The organism is Muricomes intestini (genome assembly GCF_004346165.1).
GTDB classification, from domain to species: domain Bacteria; phylum Bacillota; class Clostridia; order Lachnospirales; family Lachnospiraceae; genus Muricomes; species Muricomes intestini.
In genome coordinates, this window is record NZ_SLZZ01000005.1 from 138,663 (window position 1) to 159,421 (window position 20,759).

Annotated in this window: 23 protein-coding genes; all 23 read left to right on the plus strand. The window is 44.8% G+C overall.

Annotated elements, in window-relative coordinates; genetic code table 11:
• The first annotated feature begins 244 nt into the window (after nt 1-244).
• The 23 genes from EDD59_RS05385 to EDD59_RS05495 all read left to right on the plus strand — a co-directional run bounded on the left by EDD59_RS05385 (nt 245) and on the right by EDD59_RS05495 (nt 20,757).
• Entirely contained in the window at nt 245-970 is a 726-nt protein-coding gene (locus EDD59_RS05385) for an amino acid ABC transporter ATP-binding protein (RefSeq protein ID WP_132379685.1), read from the plus strand.
• 36 nt (nt 971-1,006) lie between these two features.
• Nucleotides 1,007-1,792 (plus strand): transporter substrate-binding domain-containing protein, encoded by a 786-nt coding sequence (locus tag EDD59_RS05390; RefSeq protein WP_132379687.1) that lies wholly within the window; start codon nt 1,007-1,009, stop codon nt 1,790-1,792.
• Entirely contained in the window at nt 1,789-2,517 is a 729-nt protein-coding gene (locus tag EDD59_RS05395) for an amino acid ABC transporter permease (RefSeq protein WP_132379689.1), read from the plus strand. The genes EDD59_RS05390 and EDD59_RS05395 overlap by 4 nt, the downstream gene beginning before the upstream one ends.
• Nucleotides 2,514-3,203 (plus strand): amino acid ABC transporter permease, encoded by a 690-nt coding sequence (locus EDD59_RS05400; RefSeq protein WP_243117348.1) that lies wholly within the window; start codon nt 2,514-2,516, stop codon nt 3,201-3,203. Before EDD59_RS05395 ends, EDD59_RS05400 begins: the two co-directional genes overlap by 4 nt.
• 201 nt (nt 3,204-3,404) lie before the next feature.
• On the plus strand, nt 3,405-5,327 hold the full coding sequence (locus EDD59_RS05405) for an NADH-quinone oxidoreductase subunit 5 family protein (RefSeq protein WP_132379691.1): 1,923 nt from the start codon (nt 3,405-3,407) through the stop codon (nt 5,325-5,327).
• Nucleotides 5,324-6,190 (plus strand): respiratory chain complex I subunit 1 family protein, encoded by an 867-nt coding sequence (locus EDD59_RS05410; RefSeq protein ID WP_132379693.1) that lies wholly within the window; start codon nt 5,324-5,326, stop codon nt 6,188-6,190. Before EDD59_RS05405 ends, EDD59_RS05410 begins: the two co-directional genes overlap by 4 nt.
• A gap of 9 nt (nt 6,191-6,199) precedes the next feature.
• On the plus strand, nt 6,200-6,631 hold the full coding sequence (locus EDD59_RS05415; RefSeq protein WP_132379695.1) for an NADH-quinone oxidoreductase subunit B family protein: 432 nt from the start codon (nt 6,200-6,202) through the stop codon (nt 6,629-6,631).
• Between the two features lie 6 nt (nt 6,632-6,637).
• On the plus strand, nt 6,638-6,985 hold the full coding sequence (locus EDD59_RS05420) for an NADH-quinone oxidoreductase subunit C (RefSeq protein ID WP_132379697.1): 348 nt from the start codon (nt 6,638-6,640) through the stop codon (nt 6,983-6,985).
• Nucleotides 6,985-8,064 (plus strand): hydrogenase large subunit, encoded by a 1,080-nt coding sequence (locus EDD59_RS05425; protein ID WP_132379699.1) that lies wholly within the window; start codon nt 6,985-6,987, stop codon nt 8,062-8,064. Before EDD59_RS05420 ends, EDD59_RS05425 begins: the two co-directional genes overlap by 1 nt.
• 5 nt (nt 8,065-8,069) lie before the next feature.
• Nucleotides 8,070-8,420 (plus strand): 4Fe-4S dicluster domain-containing protein, encoded by a 351-nt coding sequence (locus tag EDD59_RS05430; protein ID WP_132379701.1) that lies wholly within the window; start codon nt 8,070-8,072, stop codon nt 8,418-8,420.
• On the plus strand, nt 8,389-8,736 hold the full coding sequence (locus EDD59_RS05435; RefSeq protein ID WP_330571909.1) for a hydrogenase maturation nickel metallochaperone HypA/HybF: 348 nt from the start codon (nt 8,389-8,391) through the stop codon (nt 8,734-8,736). Before EDD59_RS05430 ends, EDD59_RS05435 begins: the two co-directional genes overlap by 32 nt.
• Before the next feature lie 14 nt (nt 8,737-8,750).
• Nucleotides 8,751-9,404 (plus strand): hydrogenase nickel incorporation protein HypB, encoded by a 654-nt coding sequence (gene hypB / locus EDD59_RS05440; protein ID WP_132379705.1) that lies wholly within the window; start codon nt 8,751-8,753, stop codon nt 9,402-9,404.
• Nucleotides 9,377-11,665: a carbamoyltransferase HypF gene (hypF, locus tag EDD59_RS05445; protein ID WP_132379707.1), complete on the plus strand. Its 2,289-nt coding sequence runs from the start codon at nt 9,377-9,379 to the stop codon at nt 11,663-11,665. The genes hypB and hypF overlap by 28 nt, the downstream gene beginning before the upstream one ends.
• A gap of 4 nt (nt 11,666-11,669) precedes the next feature.
• Nucleotides 11,670-11,897, plus strand: coding sequence for a HypC/HybG/HupF family hydrogenase formation chaperone (locus EDD59_RS05450; RefSeq protein ID WP_132379709.1), 228 nt, complete (start codon nt 11,670-11,672; stop codon nt 11,895-11,897).
• Nucleotides 11,884-12,939, plus strand: coding sequence for a hydrogenase formation protein HypD (gene hypD / locus EDD59_RS05455; protein WP_132379711.1), 1,056 nt, complete (start codon nt 11,884-11,886; stop codon nt 12,937-12,939). The genes EDD59_RS05450 and hypD overlap by 14 nt, the downstream gene beginning before the upstream one ends.
• A 1-nt stretch (nt 12,940) precedes the next feature.
• Entirely contained in the window at nt 12,941-13,918 is a 978-nt protein-coding gene (gene hypE / locus EDD59_RS05460; protein ID WP_132379713.1) for a hydrogenase expression/formation protein HypE, read from the plus strand.
• 144 nt (nt 13,919-14,062) lie between these two features.
• Nucleotides 14,063-15,943 (plus strand): asparagine synthase (glutamine-hydrolyzing), encoded by a 1,881-nt coding sequence (gene asnB, locus EDD59_RS05465; RefSeq protein WP_132379715.1) that lies wholly within the window; start codon nt 14,063-14,065, stop codon nt 15,941-15,943.
• A gap of 22 nt (nt 15,944-15,965) precedes the next feature.
• Complete coding sequence (locus tag EDD59_RS05470) at nt 15,966-17,159, plus strand: FtsW/RodA/SpoVE family cell cycle protein (protein WP_132379759.1); 1,194 nt, start codon at nt 15,966-15,968, stop codon at nt 17,157-17,159.
• Between the two features lie 111 nt (nt 17,160-17,270).
• Nucleotides 17,271-18,110, plus strand: a complete 840-nt coding sequence (locus EDD59_RS05475; protein ID WP_132379717.1) for a DegV family protein — start codon at nt 17,271-17,273, stop codon at nt 18,108-18,110.
• A gap of 52 nt (nt 18,111-18,162) precedes the next feature.
• On the plus strand, nt 18,163-18,399 hold the full coding sequence (locus EDD59_RS05480; RefSeq protein WP_132379719.1) for a hypothetical protein: 237 nt from the start codon (nt 18,163-18,165) through the stop codon (nt 18,397-18,399).
• 330 nt (nt 18,400-18,729) lie between these two features.
• Nucleotides 18,730-19,167, plus strand: a complete 438-nt coding sequence (gene mraZ / locus EDD59_RS05485; RefSeq protein ID WP_132379721.1) for a division/cell wall cluster transcriptional repressor MraZ — start codon at nt 18,730-18,732, stop codon at nt 19,165-19,167.
• Nucleotides 19,168-19,196: 29 nt separating this feature from the next.
• Nucleotides 19,197-20,132: a 16S rRNA (cytosine(1402)-N(4))-methyltransferase RsmH gene (gene rsmH / locus EDD59_RS05490; RefSeq protein ID WP_132379723.1), complete on the plus strand. Its 936-nt coding sequence runs from the start codon at nt 19,197-19,199 to the stop codon at nt 20,130-20,132.
• 82 nt (nt 20,133-20,214) lie between these two features.
• Entirely contained in the window at nt 20,215-20,757 is a 543-nt protein-coding gene (locus EDD59_RS05495; RefSeq protein WP_132379725.1) for a hypothetical protein, read from the plus strand.
• Nucleotides 20,758-20,759: the final 2 nt, after the last annotated feature.

A 20,759-nucleotide genomic window follows, 5' to 3' on the forward strand; every position in this document is an offset into this window, starting at 1 on the left:
TTTTGCAAAATGTCAATGAGACAGCACACTAGCAATGAAAGGATTTATAAGTTTTCTCGTTGACAAGTTTTATAGATTTTTGTAAAATAGTTACAATTAATCTTAATTTTTGATGAGTTACAGGTAATAATAGCGCTTACCAAGTCTATTTATCACGAGGTGGCGTTTTTATTTTATTCAGAAGGAATTTTTATCTGAAAAAGAACTTGATGATTTTTGTAACGGAAAGAGAGGAGGAAGAAATTTGATTAGATTAGAGAACGTACACAAAAGCTTTGGTAATAATGAAGTGTTAAAAGGAATCAACCTTCATGTGAGGGAAGGAGAGAAGGTGGTGATCATCGGACCTTCCGGCTCAGGCAAGAGCACGCTGGTACGCCTGATGAACGGGCTGGAGGAACCTACCTCCGGAAAGGTTTATATTCATACTCATGAGCTGACGAAAAAGAACCGGGCGTTTGTCAACAGAATACACAGTGCCATGGTGTTTCAGCAATTTAATCTGTATCCGCATATGACAGTTCTGGACAATCTGATTTTAGGACCGACAAAGCTTAAGAAGATGAATAAAAGTGAGGCAATGGAAACCGCTCTGCATTATCTGGAAAAAGTAGGTCTGGAGGATAAGGCCGGCGCTTATCCGCAGAATCTTTCCGGCGGACAGCAGCAGAGAATAGCCATTGCACGCGCACTAACCATGAAGAACCGGGTCATTTTGTTCGACGAGCCGACTTCTGCTCTGGACCCTGAGATGGTGCAGGAGGTCTTGGATGTCATTATCAATCTGTCCCATGAAAAGAATTTTACAATGGTTATTGTAACTCATGAGATGGGCTTTGCAAGACAGGCGGCAGACAGAGTCCTTTTCGTGGACGGGGGCCAGATTATGGAGGAGGGAACTCCGGAGCATTTCTTTGAGAATCCTGAAAACGAAAGAACAAAAGCGTTCTTAAGCAAGATTATCCGATAAGTATTTAGAAAAAATGTTATGATTAGGAGACGAGATATGAGATATAAACGAATAGTATCCTCTCTTTTAGCGGCGGGTTTGCTTGCTGCGGTCACGCTGACAGGGTGTGGTGCACCGGATGAAGAAACTGTACTTAGCAAAGACGTGGTCAAGGTCGGCTGCAAAAATGATGTCCCAAATTTCGGCCTGATGAATATCGACACACGGGAATTTGAAGGTTTTGAAATCGATGTTGCAAGAGAGGTTTGCAGAAGAATTTATGGAGATGATGTAAAAGTAGAATTTGAGGCGGTGACCGCAAAGACCAGGGGCCCTCTGCTGGAGACCGGGGAGTTAGATATGGTAGCTGCTACTTTTACGATTACAGATGAGAGAAAAGAAACTTATAACTTTACACAGCCGTACTATACGGATCATGTAAAACTGATGGTTAAGAAATCCGCCGGCTTTACTGATTTCAAGAGTATGGACGGGAAGACTATAGGAGTGTCTCAGTCGGCGACGACAGAGCAGTCTTTGCAGGAAGCAGCAGACGAGGCAGGCATTTCGCTGAAATTCAGTGGGTATTCCAGTTATCCGGAGATTAAGGCGGCTCTGGATTCAGGGCGCGTAGACTGCTTTTCGGTGGATGGTTCTATATTGAGCGGGTATTTAAATGATTCACTGATACTGCTTCCGGATGAGTTTGCACCTCAGGAATACGGCATTGCAATAGCAAAAAGGAATAATAAGCTGGCCGCTAAGGCTGATGAAGCCATATCCGAGATGAAGCAGGATGGTGAGCTGGAAAAACTAATGGAGAGGTGGGGATTGACTCAATGAGCGCATTTTCAGCACAAAAATGGGAAAAGTTATTTCAAAATATTGATCTCTTCATTCAGGGATTTGGAACCACCTTGTATATCGTACTGCTAGGACTTCTGCTGTCTTTAGTATTGGGAGCCATATTTGGTGTGATTTCCACCAGCCATAACAAAGTGTTAAGAGGAATCGCGAGAGTTTATGTGGAATTTTTTCAGAACACGCCGCTGCTGGTACAGATTTTCTTCCTTTATAATGCACTTCCCTACGTGGGCGTTTTTATTCCGGTAAAAACCATCGGCATTGTAGGTGTGGGCATTTACCATGGAGCGTATATGGCTGAGGTTGTGAGGACCGGTATCGAGGCGACACCTAAGGGGCAGCGGGATGCGGCAGACTCCCAGGGGTTTAGCTATGTTCAGACGATGCTATACATTATATTGCCCCAGGCATTAAAGGTGATGTTGCCGCCGCTTACGAATGTGGCCGCAAACCTGATTAAGAATACTTCTATTCTGGCAATCATTGCAGGAGGAGATCTGATGTACCAGGCAGATTCATTTGCCTCCAGCACGCTGGCTTACGGACCGGCTTATGTCGTAGTCGGTATCTTATACTTTATCATATGCTTCCCGCTTGCCAGATTATCAGGTTATTTGGAAAAGCGGTTTGGAGCTACACCGAAGCCTAAGGACTATACGGCATTGCTTTCGGCTTACAGTATGGGAAAGGGGGCAGCTAAATGAATGAACTAATGAATGCATTTGAGTCTGTATTTACCCGAAGCAATATATTCTACATGTTCCGGGGACTCGGAGTGACACTTTATGTAGCCTTGATCTCCGTCATATTGAGCGTTATTTTCGGAACGATTCTGGCGCTGTTCCGTACCTATGGGAACAAGTTCCTCAAAGGCTTCAGCGTGGCATATATAGAACTTTTCAGGAATACACCAAATCTTCTCTGGGTATTGGCAATCCGGTTTATGGTAAGAATGCCGGAGCCCTTTGATGCACCTATGTATTCCGGAATTCTGGCATTTACGCTGTTTACCAGCGCAGTGATGGCGGAGATTGTCCGGGGCGGTTTAAACTCTGTACATGCAGGCCAGTTTGAGGCTGCATATTCCCAGGGATTTAATTTCTTCCAGACTATGGTGTTTATCATACTGCCGCAGTGCTATAAAGCCATTGTGCCGGCCATGCTGTCACAGGTCATCACTGTTATCAAAGACACCTCATTCCTGGCCCAGGTAGCGATCGAAGAATTTTTCAACAACAGCAAATGGATTATGTCTGCACAGATAGACAGCACAGTAAATCAGTCCATGCGTGTATTTATAATCTTCGGATTTGTTGCACTGGTATACTTCATCATAAACTTTACACTCTCCTGTATCGTGCGAAACAGCAGAAAAAAACAGGAGGCATAAAAAGGGGTCAGACCCTTTTGCACACCATTGTCAGAATATTCTGATAACGGACGGCAAAAGGGTCTGACCCCTTTTATGTATTAAATTTAGAACATTTATAGGTGTTATTGTAAATATTACTAAAAGTGCTATAATGAGGAACGTGAATTATTGGATACTAGTGCCAATAATGAGGAATAAGGGTAAAGCAAGAGGTGAATTATGAGTTTAATTATGTTATTAATTCTTTTTCCATTTATTACGTCCGTTTTGGTATATGTTATCAGAGAGGAACATACCAGGAATGCTATAATGCGGATAGGGGCGGCTATTACGGCTGTGCTGACATTGGCAGCGGCATTTAGATTTTTCGGGGCTGGACTCCGTGTTTCCGTCGGGGGGACAGAGGTCATAGATATATGTATTCTGATAGTGGAAGTTTGTCTGGCAGCATACATTATAATGACGGGTATCAGAGAAAGAAAGTATCTGCTTTCTTTTTTTTCAGCAATTCAGATTGTTTTAATTCTCTGGTTTGAATTTACTCAGAAAAAGGGGATTGAAACGGGGACAGATATTATCGTGGACAAGTTGTCCAGCGTTATGATTCTGATTGTAGGCATTATCGGAAGTCTGATCTGTCTTTATGCTGTGGGATATATGAAGTCCTACCACGTCCACCACAGTGAGGTGAAGGAAAGAAAATCCTTCTTTTTTGCAGTACTGTTTCTTTTCCTTTCGGCTATGTTTGGACTGGTTCTCAGCAACAACCTGATGTGGATGTATTTCTGCTGGGAAATAACGACATTTTGCTCCTATTTATTGATTGGATATACGAGGACAGAGGAAGCAAAAAACAATTCCCTGCGTGCACTGACTATAAATGTGGGCGGCGGGCTTGCATTTGCAGGCGCAATTGTAATTGTCGGCACAAATTTTCATATTATGGAGCTGTCGGCCCTGACGGCCAAAAGGCCGGTGCCGCTGGTACTTGCGGCAGTGTTTTTACTTTGTGTGGCGGCACTTACAAAGTCGGCACAGCTCCCATTTTCCTCCTGGCTTTTGGGGGCTATGGTTGCGCCAACGCCGTCCTCTGCCCTGCTGCATTCCGCGACAATGGTAAAAGCAGGTGTGTACCTGATTATCAGGCTTGCTCCTCTCCTGGGTGAGACAGTGGCAGGCAGGATAATCACGCTGGTTGGCGCGGTCACATTTCTCGCCTGCTCCTTGATGGCAATCTCCCAGAGGGATGCGAAGAAAGTTCTGGCTTACTCTACGATTGCAAATCTGGGGCTGATTGTAATATGTGCCAGTGTGGGTACACGGGAGTCAATCTGGGCAGCAATATTGCTTGTGATTTTCCACGCTGTTTCAAAATCCTTGCTGTTTTTGTCGGTGGGTTCCATCGAAAACGAGCTTGGCAGCAGAAATGTAGAAAATATGGACATACTGATGGATGTATCGAGAAAACTTGCTGTCTGCATGATTATCGGTATTTCCGGCATGTTCCTTGCACCTTTCGGCATGCTGATATCAAAATGGGTGGCCATGAAATCCTTTATTGATTCAAAGAATATCCTTATTGTAGTTATCCTGGCCTACGGCAGTGCGGCGACCTTGTTCTATTGGGGTAAATGGCTTGGAAAACTGGTTTCTAATGGGCACCCCAAAAAAGGTGAACAGCATCCGGGCCTGCACCTGGACGAAAAGATTCCGATAATTATTCAGGCGGTGATCGTACTTTTGTCCTGCGTTGCATATCCGGTTATCTCCAAATATGTCCTTATTCCGTATTTGCAGGATACCTTCGGTGTCGCCGCAGTTATTCCCATTGGGGCAGGAGATCAGACACTTATGATTCTCATGGTTGTCATGATAAGTTTGTTAATTCTTGTACCTTTGGGGTACGCTCCGACGAGCTTTCTTAAGAAAAGAAGAACGACTCCAATCTACATGGCCGGTGAAAATTCCGGGGACAACAAGAACTTTGTCGGCTCCGGTGGTGTAAAGCGGAAAAGTGAGATGAGCAATTGGTACATGGAAGGAATATTCGGAAGTAAAAGAATCGGATTCTGGAGCAACATTATTTCTATTGTACTGCTGTGTGCCGGCGTAATATTACTGATTGGGAGGTGGGCATCATGATGCTGGCAGTTAAGATTCTTCTGATTATTATTTTTACGCCCCTGGCCGGCGGATTGCTCACGGGGTTTGACCGGAAAATTTCAGCCAGACTGCAGGGAAGGCAAGGGCCTCCGGTTCTGCAGCCCTTTTATGATGTGCTGAAGCTCTTGCAGAAAGAAACCATCGAGGTAAACCCGTCTCATCGGTTTTATGTGTATGTGTCTCTTATGTTTATCATACTGACTGCGCTGATTATGCTGACCGGAGGAGATATATTGCTGACGATATTTGTGCTGACGCTGGGCTCTATATTTTTCCTGCTGGGAGGGTATGCCTCACAGTCTCCCTACAGCGTGCTCGGTGCGGAAAGAGAATTGCTGCAGATGATGGCATATGAACCAATGATGTTTATGACTGCGGCGGGGCTGTACTATGTGAGCAATACCTTTTTTATCCGTGATATTGTCAATAGGAAAATGCCTGCGATCATATATTTGCCTGCAATTTTTGTCGGGTTTGTATTTATCTTGACCTTTAAACTGAGGAAATCGCCCTTTGATCTAAGTCTGGGACATCATGCCCACCAGGAGCTGGTACAGGGAATCTCGACAGAATATTCGGGGAGATCTCTGGCATTTATAGAAATTACACATTGGTATGAGACAATTATTGCACTGGGGTTTGTATATATATTTTTTGCGGCAGACAGCATAGGCACCCACATTCTGGCAGTTATAGTGTGCTTGATTGTGTATTTATTCGAAATTATATTAGATAATTCGACAGTGCGTGTAAAATGGCAGAAAGCTCTGTCATTGGCATGGCTTGTATCCGGGGTTCTGGGAACAGCGAACCTTGTAGTTTTGTCTTTCTTTAATTTCTAAGGAGGGTATATGAGTTTTAATAAAAAATCACCATGGATATTACATTATGATGCTACAAGCTGCAATGGCTGTGACATAGAAGTGTTGGCCAGTCTTACGCCGTTGTACGATGTAGAGCGCTTCGGTGTTGTCAACACAGGCGATCCAAGGCACGCAGATATTCTGTTGATAACCGGGAGTGTGAATGGACAGAGCATTCCCGTTATTAAACAGCTTTATGAGCAGATGCCAGACCCGAAGGCGGTCGTTGCAGTTGGAATATGCGCCACGTCAGGCGGAATTTTTGCCGACTGCTATAACGTGGAGGGCGGAGTCGACAAGGTGCTGCCGGTTGATGTTTATGTGCCGGGCTGTGCCGCCAGGCCCCAGTCAATTATTGATGGAATTTTAAAGGCCTGTGATATACTGGAGGAAAAGCAGAAAGCTCTGAAAGGAAGGTAGTTTGCTGTGGATGAACAAAAAATAAAAGAAATATCTCCCGACGAGATTTTAATTGAAACCGTCGACCTGCACAGTGCAGGCTATCGTCTGGTGGCCATATCCTGTACAGGAAAGGACGGTGTAGAACTAAGTTATTCCTTTGATAAAGACTATGATTTTATACACTTAAGAGTGAATATGGATTATGATACAGAGATAGAGAGTATCACCCCTATTTATGGATATGCATTTTTATATGAAAATGAAATAAAAGAGCTTTTTGGTGTGAAAATAAAAAATATTATTGCTGATTTCCACGATAAGCTGTACAGAATATCAGAGGAAGCTCCATTTAAGGAAAAGGAGGAGGAATAATGGGAAAGAGAACAGTTGTTCCTTTTGGCCCTCAGCATCCGGTACTTCCTGAACCTATCCATCTGGATCTGGTACTGGAGGATGAGAAGGTGATAGAAGCAATCCCCCAGATAGGATATGTCCACCGGGGGCTTGAAAAGTTAGTCGATAAAAAAGATTTTAAGCAGTTCACCTATGTATCGGAAAGAATCTGCGGAATCTGTTCCTTTATGCACGGTGCGGGGTATTGTATGTCTGTGGAAAGTATTATGGGGATCGAGGTGCCTGAAAGAGCTGTTTTTTTGAGAACCATATGGGCAGAGCTTTCAAGAATCCACAGTCATCTGCTCTGGCTGGGTCTGACTGCGGATGCATTCGGCTTTGAGAGCCTGTTTATGCACACATGGAGATTGAGAGAGCAGGTTCTGGATTTGTTTGAACAGACAACAGGGGGCAGACTGATTTTTTCCGTGTGTGATATCGGCGGTGTCAGAAAAGATATAACTCCCGAGATGCTGGATAAGATTGTGTCTGTAGTGACAAATATGGACAAAGAACTGCGGGATGTCACCAGTGTGTTTTTAAATGATTCAACAGTGAAACACCGCACCGTAGGTATAGGTCTGCTGTCAAAGGAAAAGGCACTGGAACTGGGCGCTGTGGGGCCCATGGCGAAAGCAAGTGGAATCCGCAGGGATATGAGGACTCAGGGATACTGCGCGTACAAATACCTGGAATTTGAGCCTATAACGGCAGAGGAAGGCGACAGCTATGCAAGAATGCAGGTTCGGATCGGAGAAATATTTCAGGCCATTGATTTAATTAAGCAATGCATAGAGAAGCTTCCCGAAGGGGATATCATTACAAAGATAAAGGGGAACCCAAAGGGAGAGCATTTCACACGTGTCGAACAGCCTCGTGGAGAGGCGCTTTACTATGTGAAGGCAAACGGGACAAAATTCCTGGACCGGTTCAGGGTCCGCACGCCTACGTTTGCAAATGTTCCTGCACTTCTTGAAATTTTAAAAGATTGTGATCTTGCGGATGTGCCTATCCTGATTTTAACGATAGACCCCTGCATCAGCTGCACAGAGAGGTGATGAATATGTCTATTTTAAGCATGACAAAGACACTTTTTAAAAGTATTGTACATGGCCCGTATACAGAAAATTATCCTGCAAAGCCGAGAGAAAACTACGAGCGCACGAGAGGCAGTATTGAAAATGATATTGAAGACTGTATCTTCTGTGGAATGTGTACAAGACAGTGTCCAACCGGTGCTCTGGAGATCGATAAGGGGGAAAAACGCTGGAGTATTGAGAGAATGCAATGTATCCAGTGTGGGTACTGTGTAAATGTATGCCCGAAAAAGTGCCTTCATATGAGGAATCAGTATACAGCCCCTGATACAGAGAAAGTAAAGGATGATTACGTTGCACGAATATCCGATCACTAAAAGGATTATTGAAATATCTGAGGAATTTGCCAGGGAAAATCACGCAGAGGAAGTAAAGCAGATTAATCTGGTGGTAGGGGATTATTCCGGATACGTAGCTAGTTCGATTGACTTGTATTTTGAAATTATAGCCGGGGACAGCTTGTGTAAAAATGCTGTACTTAATATTGAGCGGGTGAAACCGAAGTTAAAATGCACAGTGTGCGGTGAATTTTTTGAGCGCAGGCCTTTTTCTTTTGAATGTCCGGACTGCGGCGGAGAGGGACGGCCAACTGAAATCGGCAAGGAATTTTATGTGAAGTCCATTGAGATATAATAGGAGATGGTGAAATGTCAGAAACAAAAGAAGTAGAGGTTATGCAGTCTGTATATGACAAAAATGATGAAATTGCAAAGCAGACAAATGCGAGGTTGACAGAGAAGGAAATTTTTGCCGTCAATGTTATGGGATCACCCGGAGCCGGGAAGACCTCCTCGCTGGTGAAAATTATGGAGAAGCTGGGTGATATTACTCCCTATGTAATCGAGGGTGATATTGAGGCGGATATTGACACAAAAGCCCTGCAGGCTCTGGGGATAAAAACCATTCAGATTAATACAAACGGGGCGTGCCATCTGGATTCACCCTTGATAGGTGAAGCTGCGGATGCACTGGATGTGCAGAAGGGAGTCCTGTTTATTGAAAATATTGGAAATCTGGTATGTCCGGCGGAATTTGAGATTGGCGAACATGTGAAGATGCTGATTTCCACAGTTACGGAAGGCAGTGACAAGCCATATAAATATCCTCTTGCTTTTGAAAAAGCAAATATTATCTTAATCAACAAATGGGACTTGCTTCCCTATGTGGATTTCGATGAAGAGTATTTTATGAAAGGGGTCAGAGCACTGAATCCGTCAGCTCCAGTTTTCAAAGTGTCTGCTAAGTCAGATGAAGGATTTGAGGAAGTGGTTTCATGGATAAAAGAGAATTTGAAACAGTGACAAATAAGGTGCTGGTTTCAGGAATTGTACAGGGGGTGGGTTTTCGCCCCCTTACTTTTCGTTTGGCAGAAAAATATAATATTAGAGGAACCGTGCAGAATAAGGGCGGAATGGTGGAAATCATCGCCCAGTCCTCCCAATCTGATTTTGAAGCGTTTATAAAAGAATTAAAAAATGCCCGGTGGGGAGGCTGTGAGATCGTCAATCTTGCGGTGAAGGATATCACAGAAAGCAAGCCGGAGCAGTTTACAGAATTTCGGATTATCGGCAGTACAGCAGGCAGGAAGATTTCCATTATTCCTCCGGACCTTGCAGTCTGTGATAAGTGCCGGGAGGAGATGTACCAAAAGTCAGACAGGAGATATCTGCATCCGTTTATAAGCTGTATGTCCTGCGGGCCGAGATATACAATTATTGACTGCATTCCTTATGACCGGGAGAATACAGTAATGGAAGACTTTGTCATGTGCAAAGAGTGCGGAAGAGAATACAAATCACCTTCGGACAGACGGTTTCATGCACAGACCATATCCTGCCATGAATGCGGGCCCCGCCTGATCTTCCGGGAAAATAGAGAACTGAAGGATGAAGAAGCTTATGCCAGAGCTGCCGGGATTATAAAACAGGGAGGGATTATTGCAGTAAAAGGTATTGGGGGGTATCATTTTGTATGTTCTCCTTTTATAGAAGAAACGGTGCAGAATTTAAGAAAGCTAAAGGGCAGGGAGGAGAAACCTTTTGCAGTTATGTTTGGCTCAGTAAGTGAGATTGAAGAATACTGTCATGTCACAGAAAAGGAGAAAATACTTCTGGAATCCGGAGCGAAGCCCATTGTGCTGCTGTATTCTGACAATCAAAGGATGGCCTTTTCCACCTATAAGGGCAGTGTTTACTGTGGTGCATTTTTGCCTTATACGCCCCTGCAGATTATGCTGATTAAAGACTGCGGGCCCTTGATTATGACAAGTGGGAATATCTCGGATCAGCCCATCATCCGGGAGGATGCGGCCATGCTGTCCCTGAAATCGCCCCTGTTGGACGGTGTACTGTATAATGAAAGAAGAATTCTCAGATCTGTGGATGATTCCGTGGCTAAGATTGTGGATAAAAAGCCCCAGCTGATCCGCCGGAGCAGAGGTTATGTTCCCTATCCCGTTTTTTTACAGGATAACGGGAAGAACATGAAAATATTTGCCGCCGGGGGAGACTTAAAAGCTGCATTCTGTTTGTATCAGGGAGGCAGTGCAGTAGTTTCCCAATATTTTGGAGACTTGGAGGAGGCGGCAGTTTTTGATGAATACAAGGCTTCGGTGGGAGATTTAGGTGGATTGCTGCAGATGACTCCTGAGTTGGCAGTATGTGATATGCATCCGGGGTATCTTTCCTCAAAATATGCAGAAACTCTTGGCCTTCCTCTTCTCTATGTTCAGCATCACCATGCGCATATTGCATCAGTTATGGCAGAGCATCATATGGAGGGAAAAGTTCTCGGAATCGCCTTTGACGGCACCGGGTATGGGACGGACGGCCATGTGTGGGGAAGCGAATTTATGATCTGCGAAGGCGGAGAATTCAAAAGAGCTGCACATCTGACATACACACCTGTGCTGGGCGGGGATCCGTCCATGAAGGATGCAAAAAAGACGGCAGCCTGTTTTCTTTTAAATTCCGGGTTGGATCGGTTTATAAATGATGACAGGAGTGGTATAATCAAGTCAGCTCTGGATCATGGCATTAACACGATATTGACCTCCAGTATGGGAAGGTTGTTTGATGCGGCTGCCAGCATGCTGGAAATAGCAGATGTAAATAGCTACGAGGGAAAGTGTGCTGTGTTTCTGGAGAAAGAAGCGCTTCTGGCAGAAAAAAATCATATCCGGCCCCGGCAGATGTCATTTGGCATTACCGAGAAAGAGGGAGAACTGCTTATAGAACCCGGCCCCGTCTTGGAGACACTTGGAAGTGAGTGGAGTGAAAGAAAAGAGGAAGATGAAAAGGCTCTTCGCAGATCGCTGGCACTTGGTTTTCACTGTGCGGTGGCGGAGGCAGCACTTAAGGTATGCCTTATTGTCAGAGAGAAGAAAGAAATAAATCAGATTGCCTTAAGTGGCGGTGTTTTCCAGAATTCGGTATTGACTGAACATCTGATACAGCTCTTAAGGAAAAGTCATTTTGAAGTATACTATAACATGGCGGTTCCCCCAAACGACGGGTCCGTCAGCCTGGGCCAGGCTTATATAGGTCTGATGAAAGGAAGGTAGAGATATGTGCGTTGCTGTACCTGGAAAGGTAATGGAAATAAATGGTGATACTGCAAAGGTGGATGTTATGGATAATATCTGTGATGTCAATGTGAAATTGGTCAATGTAAAGCCGGGGGACTATGTGCTGATGCACGCCGGCTGTGCCATTGATGTGCTGGCGCAGGATACTGCCCGGGAGATACTGGATGTGTTTGCAGAGCTGGAGGAGGAAGTTCATGATAACGCTTGAGCGGATTGTCCGGGAGCTTAGAGACTATGACGGGGAAGAGATTAAAATCATGGAGGTATGCGGGACCCATACCTCCAGCATATTTAAGAATGGAATCAGGTCCTTGATCTCTCCAAAAATTCGATTGATTTCCGGGCCCGGCTGCCCGGTCTGCGTGACCCCCTCCGTTTATGTGGATAAGCTGGTGGACATAGCAGGACAGGAGAGGCACTGCGTACTCACCTTCGGGGACATGATGAAGGTGAAGGGAAGCCGGATGTCTCTGACGGAAGCGGTGGCTGCGGGAGCCCGGGTAAGAGTATTATATTCTCCGCTGGACGCAGTAAAAATTGCGCTGGAGGATAAAAATACTCAGTACGTTTTTGCTGCCGTTGGATTTGAGACGACGACACCTGTTTACGGCGTACTGCTTGACGAAATTACAAAAAGAGAAATACACAATTTGAAATTGCTCACTTCTCTTAAGATTATGGTTCCGGCTCTCTCCTATGTATGTGAAAATGAAAAGAATATTGATGCTTTTCTGGCTCCCGGCCATGTGAGTGTAATCATTGGCTGTGACGTATACAAAGAATTGGCGCAGAAGTATAAAAAGCCCTTTGTTGTGGCAGGCTTTGAGGGAGAACATATTCTTGCCGCGCTTTATGAAATCCTGTGTCAGATAAAAAGCGGCCGTCACGAGATGAGAAATTTGTACCCGAATGCGGTCACAGAAAAAGGGAATCTGGCAGCCCAGTCTGTCATCCAGAAGTATTTTGAATTGAAGGACGATTCCTGGAGAGGCATTGGCACGATTGAAAAATCGGCCCTGAAGCTTAAGCCGGAATATAGCAAATTTGACGCGGGCAGTTCCTTTGATGAATTTGAGGAAAAGATCCCGGCAGGCTGCAGATGCAGGGATGTGATCCTGGGAAGAATTAATCCCCCGGAATGTCCCTTGTTTTCGGGAGCTTGCACACCTTTAAATGCCGTCGGTCCCTGTATGGTATCAACGGAGGGAGTCTGCGGTATCTGGTACAAAAACAGAGGAGGAAAAGGTTGATATGTATATTGATCTATCACATGGAAGCGGCGGCAAACAGACAAGCAGCCTGATACATGACATATTTTTGAAGCATTTTGACAATGAAACCCTCAATAAGCTGGAGGATGCAGCTGTCCTTGATATTGGCGGCAGGATTGCCTATACTACGGATTCCTTTGTTGTGACTCCCATGTTCTTCAGAGGAGGCAACATTGGAAAGCTGGCAGTATGTGGAACGGTCAATGACCTTTCTATGATGGGGGCAAAGCCGAAATATCTCACTGCCGGGTTTATTATAGAAGCAGGCACAGATATGAATCAGCTTGACCAGATTGCACAGACTATGAAAGAGGCGGCCTTAGAGGCAGGCGTGAAAATTGTAGCAGGCGACACGAAGGTGATAGAGGGAAGCGGAAATGTTTACATCAACACATCGGGGATAGGTGAAATTTTAAAAGAAGGCGTAAGTATTCAGAATTGCCGTCCGAAGGATGCAATTTTACTTTCCGGGAACCTGGGGGAACATCATGCGGCTATTATGTCAGGCAGGATGGGAATTGAAAATACAATATCCAGTGACTGTGCCCCTCTTTCTTCTATCGTTGCAGATTTGCTGAAAAATGGCATTGACGTGCACTGCATGCGCGACGCGACGCGGGGCGGCCTGGCTACAGTCTTAAATGAGGTGTCCGAAAGCTCACACTGCAGAGTGGAAATCGACGAAACTTCTATACCAATAAGCCGGGAAGTGAAAGGTTTTTGCGATATTCTGGGCCTTGATCCCTTGTATATGGCAAATGAGGGTAAGATGATAGCAGTGGTACCGGGGGAACAGGCGGAAGCAGCCCTTGCGGCTATGCAGCAAAACAAATACGGGGAAAATGCCCGGATTATCGGCGATATCACTGAAGGTGCCGGTGTTTACATGACAACAGCACTGCATGGCAGGCGGATTATAGATATCCTGTATGGAGAAGGACTGCCACGTATTTGTTAAAAGTAAATCTTGTCTTTATATATGAAAAAAGATATAATAGGGTGCAAGTTATGTAAATATGTGGAATTACATGAGAGAAATAGGTCTAGTTATTTATTGAACGTCGGCAGTTTAATATGCATGATTTAAAGGAGAAAACGTTTTATGTGTGGATTTGCAGGTTTTGTGGGAGATGTTGAGGATAGAGAGCAGGTATTGACGGATATGATGAATACCATTATACACCGTGGACCGGACAGTGAGGGCAAGTTCTTGGATGAGGATGCGGCCTTAGGATTTAGGCGCCTGAGTATTATTGACCTTTCGGAGGAGGGGGACCAGCCTCTTTACAATGAGGATCGGAGCAAGGTTCTTGTTTTTAACGGTGAAATTTACAATTATCAGGAGCTGAGAGAAGAGTTGGTGGAAGCAGGCCATATATTTACGTCAAACACCGATTCCGAGACACTTCTTCACGGTTATGAGCAGTGGGGTGAGACACTTGTGGACAAGCTTCGTGGAATGTATGCCTTTGTAATCTGGGACAGGGAGAAAAAAAGACTCTTTGGTGCAAGGGATATTTTTGGAATTAAGCCCTTTTATTATGCACAGATGAACGGTACCCTGATGTTTGGCTCGGAGATTAAGTCTTTTTTGGAGCATCCTAAGTTTGATAAGGTTTTCAATGAGGCAGCTCTTGGAAATTATCTTTCCTTTCAGTTTGTCCCGACCAATGAGACATTTTTTAAAGGGGTATTTTGCCTGCAGCCGGGGCATTTTTTTGTCTATGAAAATGAAGAAATGAAAATAACCCGTTATTTTGAGCCGAATTTTACAGGAGACAGCAAGAAATCTTTTGAGGAAATCGTGGAAGATGTGCAAAAAGCTATGGAGGAATCTGTAGAAAAACATAAAATCAGTGATGTGGAGGTTGCTTCGTATCTGTCAAGCGGCGTAGATTCTAGCTATCTGACCTATTTAGGGCAGGTGGACAGAACCTTTACAGTGGGATTTGATGAAGGAAAGTACAGTGAGATTCAGGATGCAAAGGAGTTTGCCGCAAGCATCAATATGCAGAATGATGCGAAGGTAATTACACCTGAGGAGTACTGGGATAAGTTATCCGACATCCAGTATTATATGGATGAACCTGTTGCCGACCCGGCGGCAATCGCGCTTTACTTTTTGAGCGAGGAGGCTTCTAAAAAGGTAAAGGTTGTGCTCTCAGGAGAGGGCTCGGATGAGCTGTTCGGCGGCTACAATATTTATTGCGAGCCTCTGGAGCATACCGGCTTTAATAAACTTCCAATGTTTTTTAGGCGGTTTTTGGGTAAGTTTGCAGAATATTGCCTGCCCCGCGGGATGAAGGGAAGAGGCTTCCTTATGCGCCATGGGAAGACGTTGGAGGAGAGGTATTTTGCAAATGCAACCAACATTTTCACAGAGCGTGAAGCAAATAAAATATTGAAAAAGGGCTGTGAGCCGGGAATTCAGAAGGTGACCCGCCCGCTCTATGACAGAGTAAATGGGAAGGACCCGGTTACAAAGATGCAGTATGTGGATTTACATCTCTGGCTGGTTCACGACATTCTGATGAAGGGGGACAAGATGGGAATGGCAAATTCGCTGGAGGTCAGAGTGCCGTTCCTGGATAAGAAGGTTCTGGAGCTGGCCCAGAATCTACCTCTGGATTACAAGGTTCGGGCACCAAAGACAAAGGTAGCGCTTCGTGGCGCCGCTGAGAAAGTGATCCGGAGCAAGACGGCGGAGAAGAAGAAGCTGGGATTCCCGATACCTACCCGTGTATGGCTGAAGGAAGACAAGTATTACAACATAGTAAAAGAAATGTTTACCTCCGAGGCGGCAAGAAAGTTCTTTAATACAGATTTGCTTGTCAAAATGCTGGATAACCACAAAAACGGAAAGAATACCAACGAAAAGACGGACAACAGCCGCAAAATCTGGACAGTGTATATTTTCCTTGTATGGTATGACCGCTTTTTTGAACATGGAAAACCAATACATCCGGCAATGAATGGAAGGTAAGTATAAGAAAAGGGGAGAAAGTATGGGAGGCAGGAAGCCGAGGTCTTCTGCTGGAACAAAAAGGAGAGGCAGGCAGCAGACAGGAGAGAAAACAAAATATTTCGATTATGATCTGCTGCTGGTCATTATCTTTTTAACGTGCTTTGGGCTGGTTATCTTGTACAGTACAAGTGCGTACAGCGCCCAGATAGATTTTGACGGAAATGATATGCATTATTTTTCCAGACAGGCAATTTTCAGCATTATAAGTTTTGGGTTCATGCTTATTGTGTCAAAAATTGATTATCACATTCTGGGGGCATATTCATTTGAATTATACATATTGGCTATGATTATAATGGCTCTTGTGCAGTCTCCCCTGGGAACAGAGATAAACGGTGCGAGAAGATGGATACAGCTTCCGGGGAATATGACCCTGCAGCCTTCGGAAATTACAAAGATAGCAGTGATTCTGTTCATATCTTATGAATTGTGCAGGATGGGAAAGAAAATCAGTACACGGGAAGGAATCATCAGAGTTCTGGCGTTTGGAGCAGTGGCTGCCGCAGGGGTTCTTTTCCTGACCGATAATCTGAGCACTGCGATTATCGTAATGGCAATTACCTGCGTGCTGATATTTATCGTTCATCCTAAAACGAAACCTTTTATTGCTATTTTGGCAGGGGGGACAGCTGTAGTGGCAGTCGGTGTTTCTATATTAGCTTCTGCCATTTCAACAAGTGATAACTTCCGCCTGCGCCGGGTTATTACATGGCTGGACCCGGAAAATCACGCGGACACCGGCGGGTTCCAGGTGATGCAGGGCTTGTATGCCATAGGCTCCGGCGGCTTTTTCGGAAAAGGGCTTGGCAACAGTACACAGAAACTGGGTGTGATTCCGGAAGTGCAAAATGATATGATTCTTTCTATTGTCTGTGAGGAGCTGGGTGTGTTTGGCGCCATTGTGATACTGATGTTGTTCGGGCTTCTTTTATATCGTCTGATGTTTATTGCCAGGAATGCACCGGATATGTACGGCTCCCTTGTAGCTTCCGGCATATTTGCACATATTGCACTCCAGGTAATATTGAACATAGCAGTCGTCACTAACCTAATTCCCACAACAGGAGTCACGCTCCCGTTCATTAGCTACGGGGGAACCTCTATTTTATTTCTTATGACGGAAATGGGAATTGCACTGGGCATATCGCGGAAAATTCAACTAGATGAAAACTAAGTAAAAAAATATCTTTTCATACTATATAAATTGTGTTATATTATAATGTAGTATTCGAAACTACATATAATAGGATTAGAATGCATGATGTATGGTGCGGGAGGATATAACATGAGCTATAAAGTAATTGTTGACAGCTGTGGCGAATTAACTGATAAGATGAAAGGGAGCGGGGTATTTGAAACTGCGCCTCTTACGATGGAAGTGGATGGAGTGCGGATTGCAGACGATATGTCATTTGATCAGGCTGATTTTTTGAAGCGTGTGGCGGCAAGCCAGGTAAGCCCTAAGTCTTCATGTCCGTCGCCGCAGGAGTTTATGGAAAGATATCACTGTGAGGCAGACAGAGTTTATGCAGTCACATTGTCTTCAGAGCTAAGCGGCTCTTATAACAGCGCAGAGCTGGGTAAGAAACTGTATGAAGAAGAGTATGGAGAAAAGGATATCTATGTATTCAACTCCCGTTCTGCCTCTGTAGGGGAGACATTGATTGCATTAAAGATTCAGGAGTGTGAAGAAGCGGGTATGGCTTTCGAACAGGTTATTGCAGCAGTGGAAGAATATATAGAGATCCAGAATACTTACTTTGTGCTGGAAACGTTGGATACACTCCGCAAAAACGGAAGACTTACCGGGATTAAAGCAATGGTGGCCAGTGCACTGAATATTAAGCCGATTATGGGGGCAAAGCCGGAGGGCGTTATCTGTCAGCTGGGACAGGCGAGGGGCATGAAGAAAGCGCTGGTGAAGATGACAGGGCATATTTTAGAGGATTTGAAGAATCCGGAGGGAAAAATACTGGCCATTGCACACTGCAATTGTAAGGAAAGAGCTCTGGAGGTACAGGAGTCAATTCTCCGGAAAGTAAAAGTGAAATCTAGTTTCATTGTAGATACGGCAGGCATCAGCACTATGTATGCCAATGACGGCGGAATCATAGTTGTGATATAAAGTGATTTGTGTTAAAATAAACATAACTGTTTAGCACGAAGGAGAACTGAGTATGAGTCAGGAGAAGGTAGACCGTTACAAAAAGGAAAAAGCCAACAGAAAGAAAATCATGAAAAAACAGCGGATCATGGATGCTTTGCGGAGAACCGCACTGGTGCTGGCGGCATTTGCAGTCGTCTTGTGGCTTGGGTTTTCTGCACATCAGAAGCAGGAAGCAAAGAAAGACCGGCCGGTGGCAGAGATCAACTACAATGGGGTTAACGATTATATGAGTCAGCTGAGTGAATAATCAAAAAAGAATAGATTAAAGAAGGATAAGAAACAGTGCGGCCTATGGAGGCTGCACTATTTTTTTGCGCGGATGACGGGCACAAGAAACTTGTAGTGGCGGGTCAAAATATAATGACTCCAAAAGGGATTGAATTACGGATAAACCGTTTCATACAGGTGGAAGGCGCGTTTGGAGTTTTAAAACAGGACTACCCTTTTAGATAAAAAAGAAAAAAACACTTGAAAATGGAGTGAGTGTGGTTTACAATGGTGTCAAGTGGTAGGAAGTGGTAGATAGTGGTGTAAAGTGGGAGGAATGTGGAGGCCCGCTTAGAAGAAGGGGTTCCGGATGCTGTTAGGGGAGTTTAATCACACAATTGATGAAAAAGGCCGATTAATCATTCCAGCCCGGTTGCGAGATGATTTGGGAGAAAGTTTCGTAATCTGTAATGGCTTGGAGGGCTGTCTCTTTGTGTACTCTAAGGATGAATGGAATAACTTTGTCGCCGAACTGGAAACACTGCCACGGATGAATAAAGATGCCAGAATATTCAAACGTTATTTCTTCGGAAGCGCATCGGAAGGCAGCTTTGACAGACAGGGGAGGGTTTTGATTTCCCCCACACTTAGAAAAGCAGCCCAACTGGAGAAGGATGTTGTCCTTGTAGGGGTACAGGACCGCGTTGAAATCTGGGATAAAGCACTTTGGGAAGAAAGAAGTCAGGTCAGCGAAGAAGAGTTAGATGCGATTGCAGAACGTATGGAATCCATCGGTATCCGAATCTAATGACGGTTAAATAACACATGGAGGCATTTATGGCATTCAGGCACACATCAGTTTTACTGAATGAGACAGTAGACTCTCTGGCTGTGAAGCCAGATGGGATCTATGTCGACGCTACACTCGGCGGAGGCGGACATGCCTTTGAGGTGTGTAAGCGGTTAAGCAGCAAGGGGAGTTTTATAGGAATAGACCAGGATGCGGCAGCTATTGAAGCAGCCGGCATTCGATTAATCGACTTCGGGGAGAAAGTTACAATAATCAGGAGCAATTATTGTGATATGAAGCCGAGGCTCCGGGAACTGGGCATTGAAAAGGTAGATGGGATTACACTGGATTTGGGCGTATCTTCGTATCAGCTGGATACGGCAGAAAGAGGTTTTTCCTATCGTACCGATGCTCCTTTGGACATGAGAATGGATCAGAGGCAGCGGAGGACGGCAAAGGACATTATCAATGACTACAGCGAATCAGACCTTTACCGCGTGATCCGGGATTATGGGGAAGATAGATTTGCAAAGAATATTGCGAAGCATATCGTAAGAGCACGCGGGAAGGGTCCGATTGAGACAACGGGACAGCTCAATGAAATTATAAGACAAGCTGTTCCCATGAAGTTTCAGAAAACTTCAGGACATCCTTCCAAGAGGACATTTCAGGCAATCCGTATAGAGCTGAATCATGAATTGGATGTCTTAAAGGATACATTGGATGATATGATCGATTTACTGAATCCAGGAGGCAGAATTTGTATTATCACCTTCCATTCTCTGGAGGACAGAATTGTAAAGAGTGCATTCAGAAAGAATGAAAATCCCTGCACCTGTCCGCCTGATTTTCCTGTATGTGTATGCGGGAAAGTATCAAAAGGAAGGGCAATCACAAAGAAACCGATTTTACCAAGTGAGGAGGAATTGGCAGAAAACAGCCGTTCAAAGAGCGCAAAGCTGAGAGTATTTGAACGGAGCTAGGGAAGTCAAAGGAGTATAGCAAATAGATCCGGCAGGAAGGGGAGAGCCTGACGGAACCAGTATTAAGAAAGGGGCAGACAGTATGGCGGCAAGAAGAAGGATGTCAGCAACCAGACAAGTAAGAAGTACAAACAACAGTCACAGACAGGAATATGTTTATGGCAATACAGTACGCCAGCCGGAAGCTGTGCCGGTGAGAAGAACACGGGAACAGCCGAAGCGTCCGGTAAGGACAAGCAGCCGGGTCCGCAGGAACCGCAGGCGTGCACTCAGTATGAGCCTGGCATATGTGATATTCCAGATGATTGCCGCAGTCTGCGCAGTTATGATATGTGTGTCATATCTGAAGCTGCAGTCGGATATGGTCGACAGAACTGAAAATGTTTCTGCACTGCAGGAAGAATTAACGGAATTAACAGAGCAAAATGATACGGCCTATAATGCAGTGGCGGATTCCGTGAATCTGGAGGAAATACGCAGCAAAGCAATGAATGAGATGGGAATGGTTTATGCAGCCCAGGGGATTGTGATAGAGTATAACAGCCCTACCAGCGATTATGTCCGCCAGTACAGTGATATACCCTCTGACGGTGTCCTCGCCAGATCTCAGAATGCGGCAGATTAAGG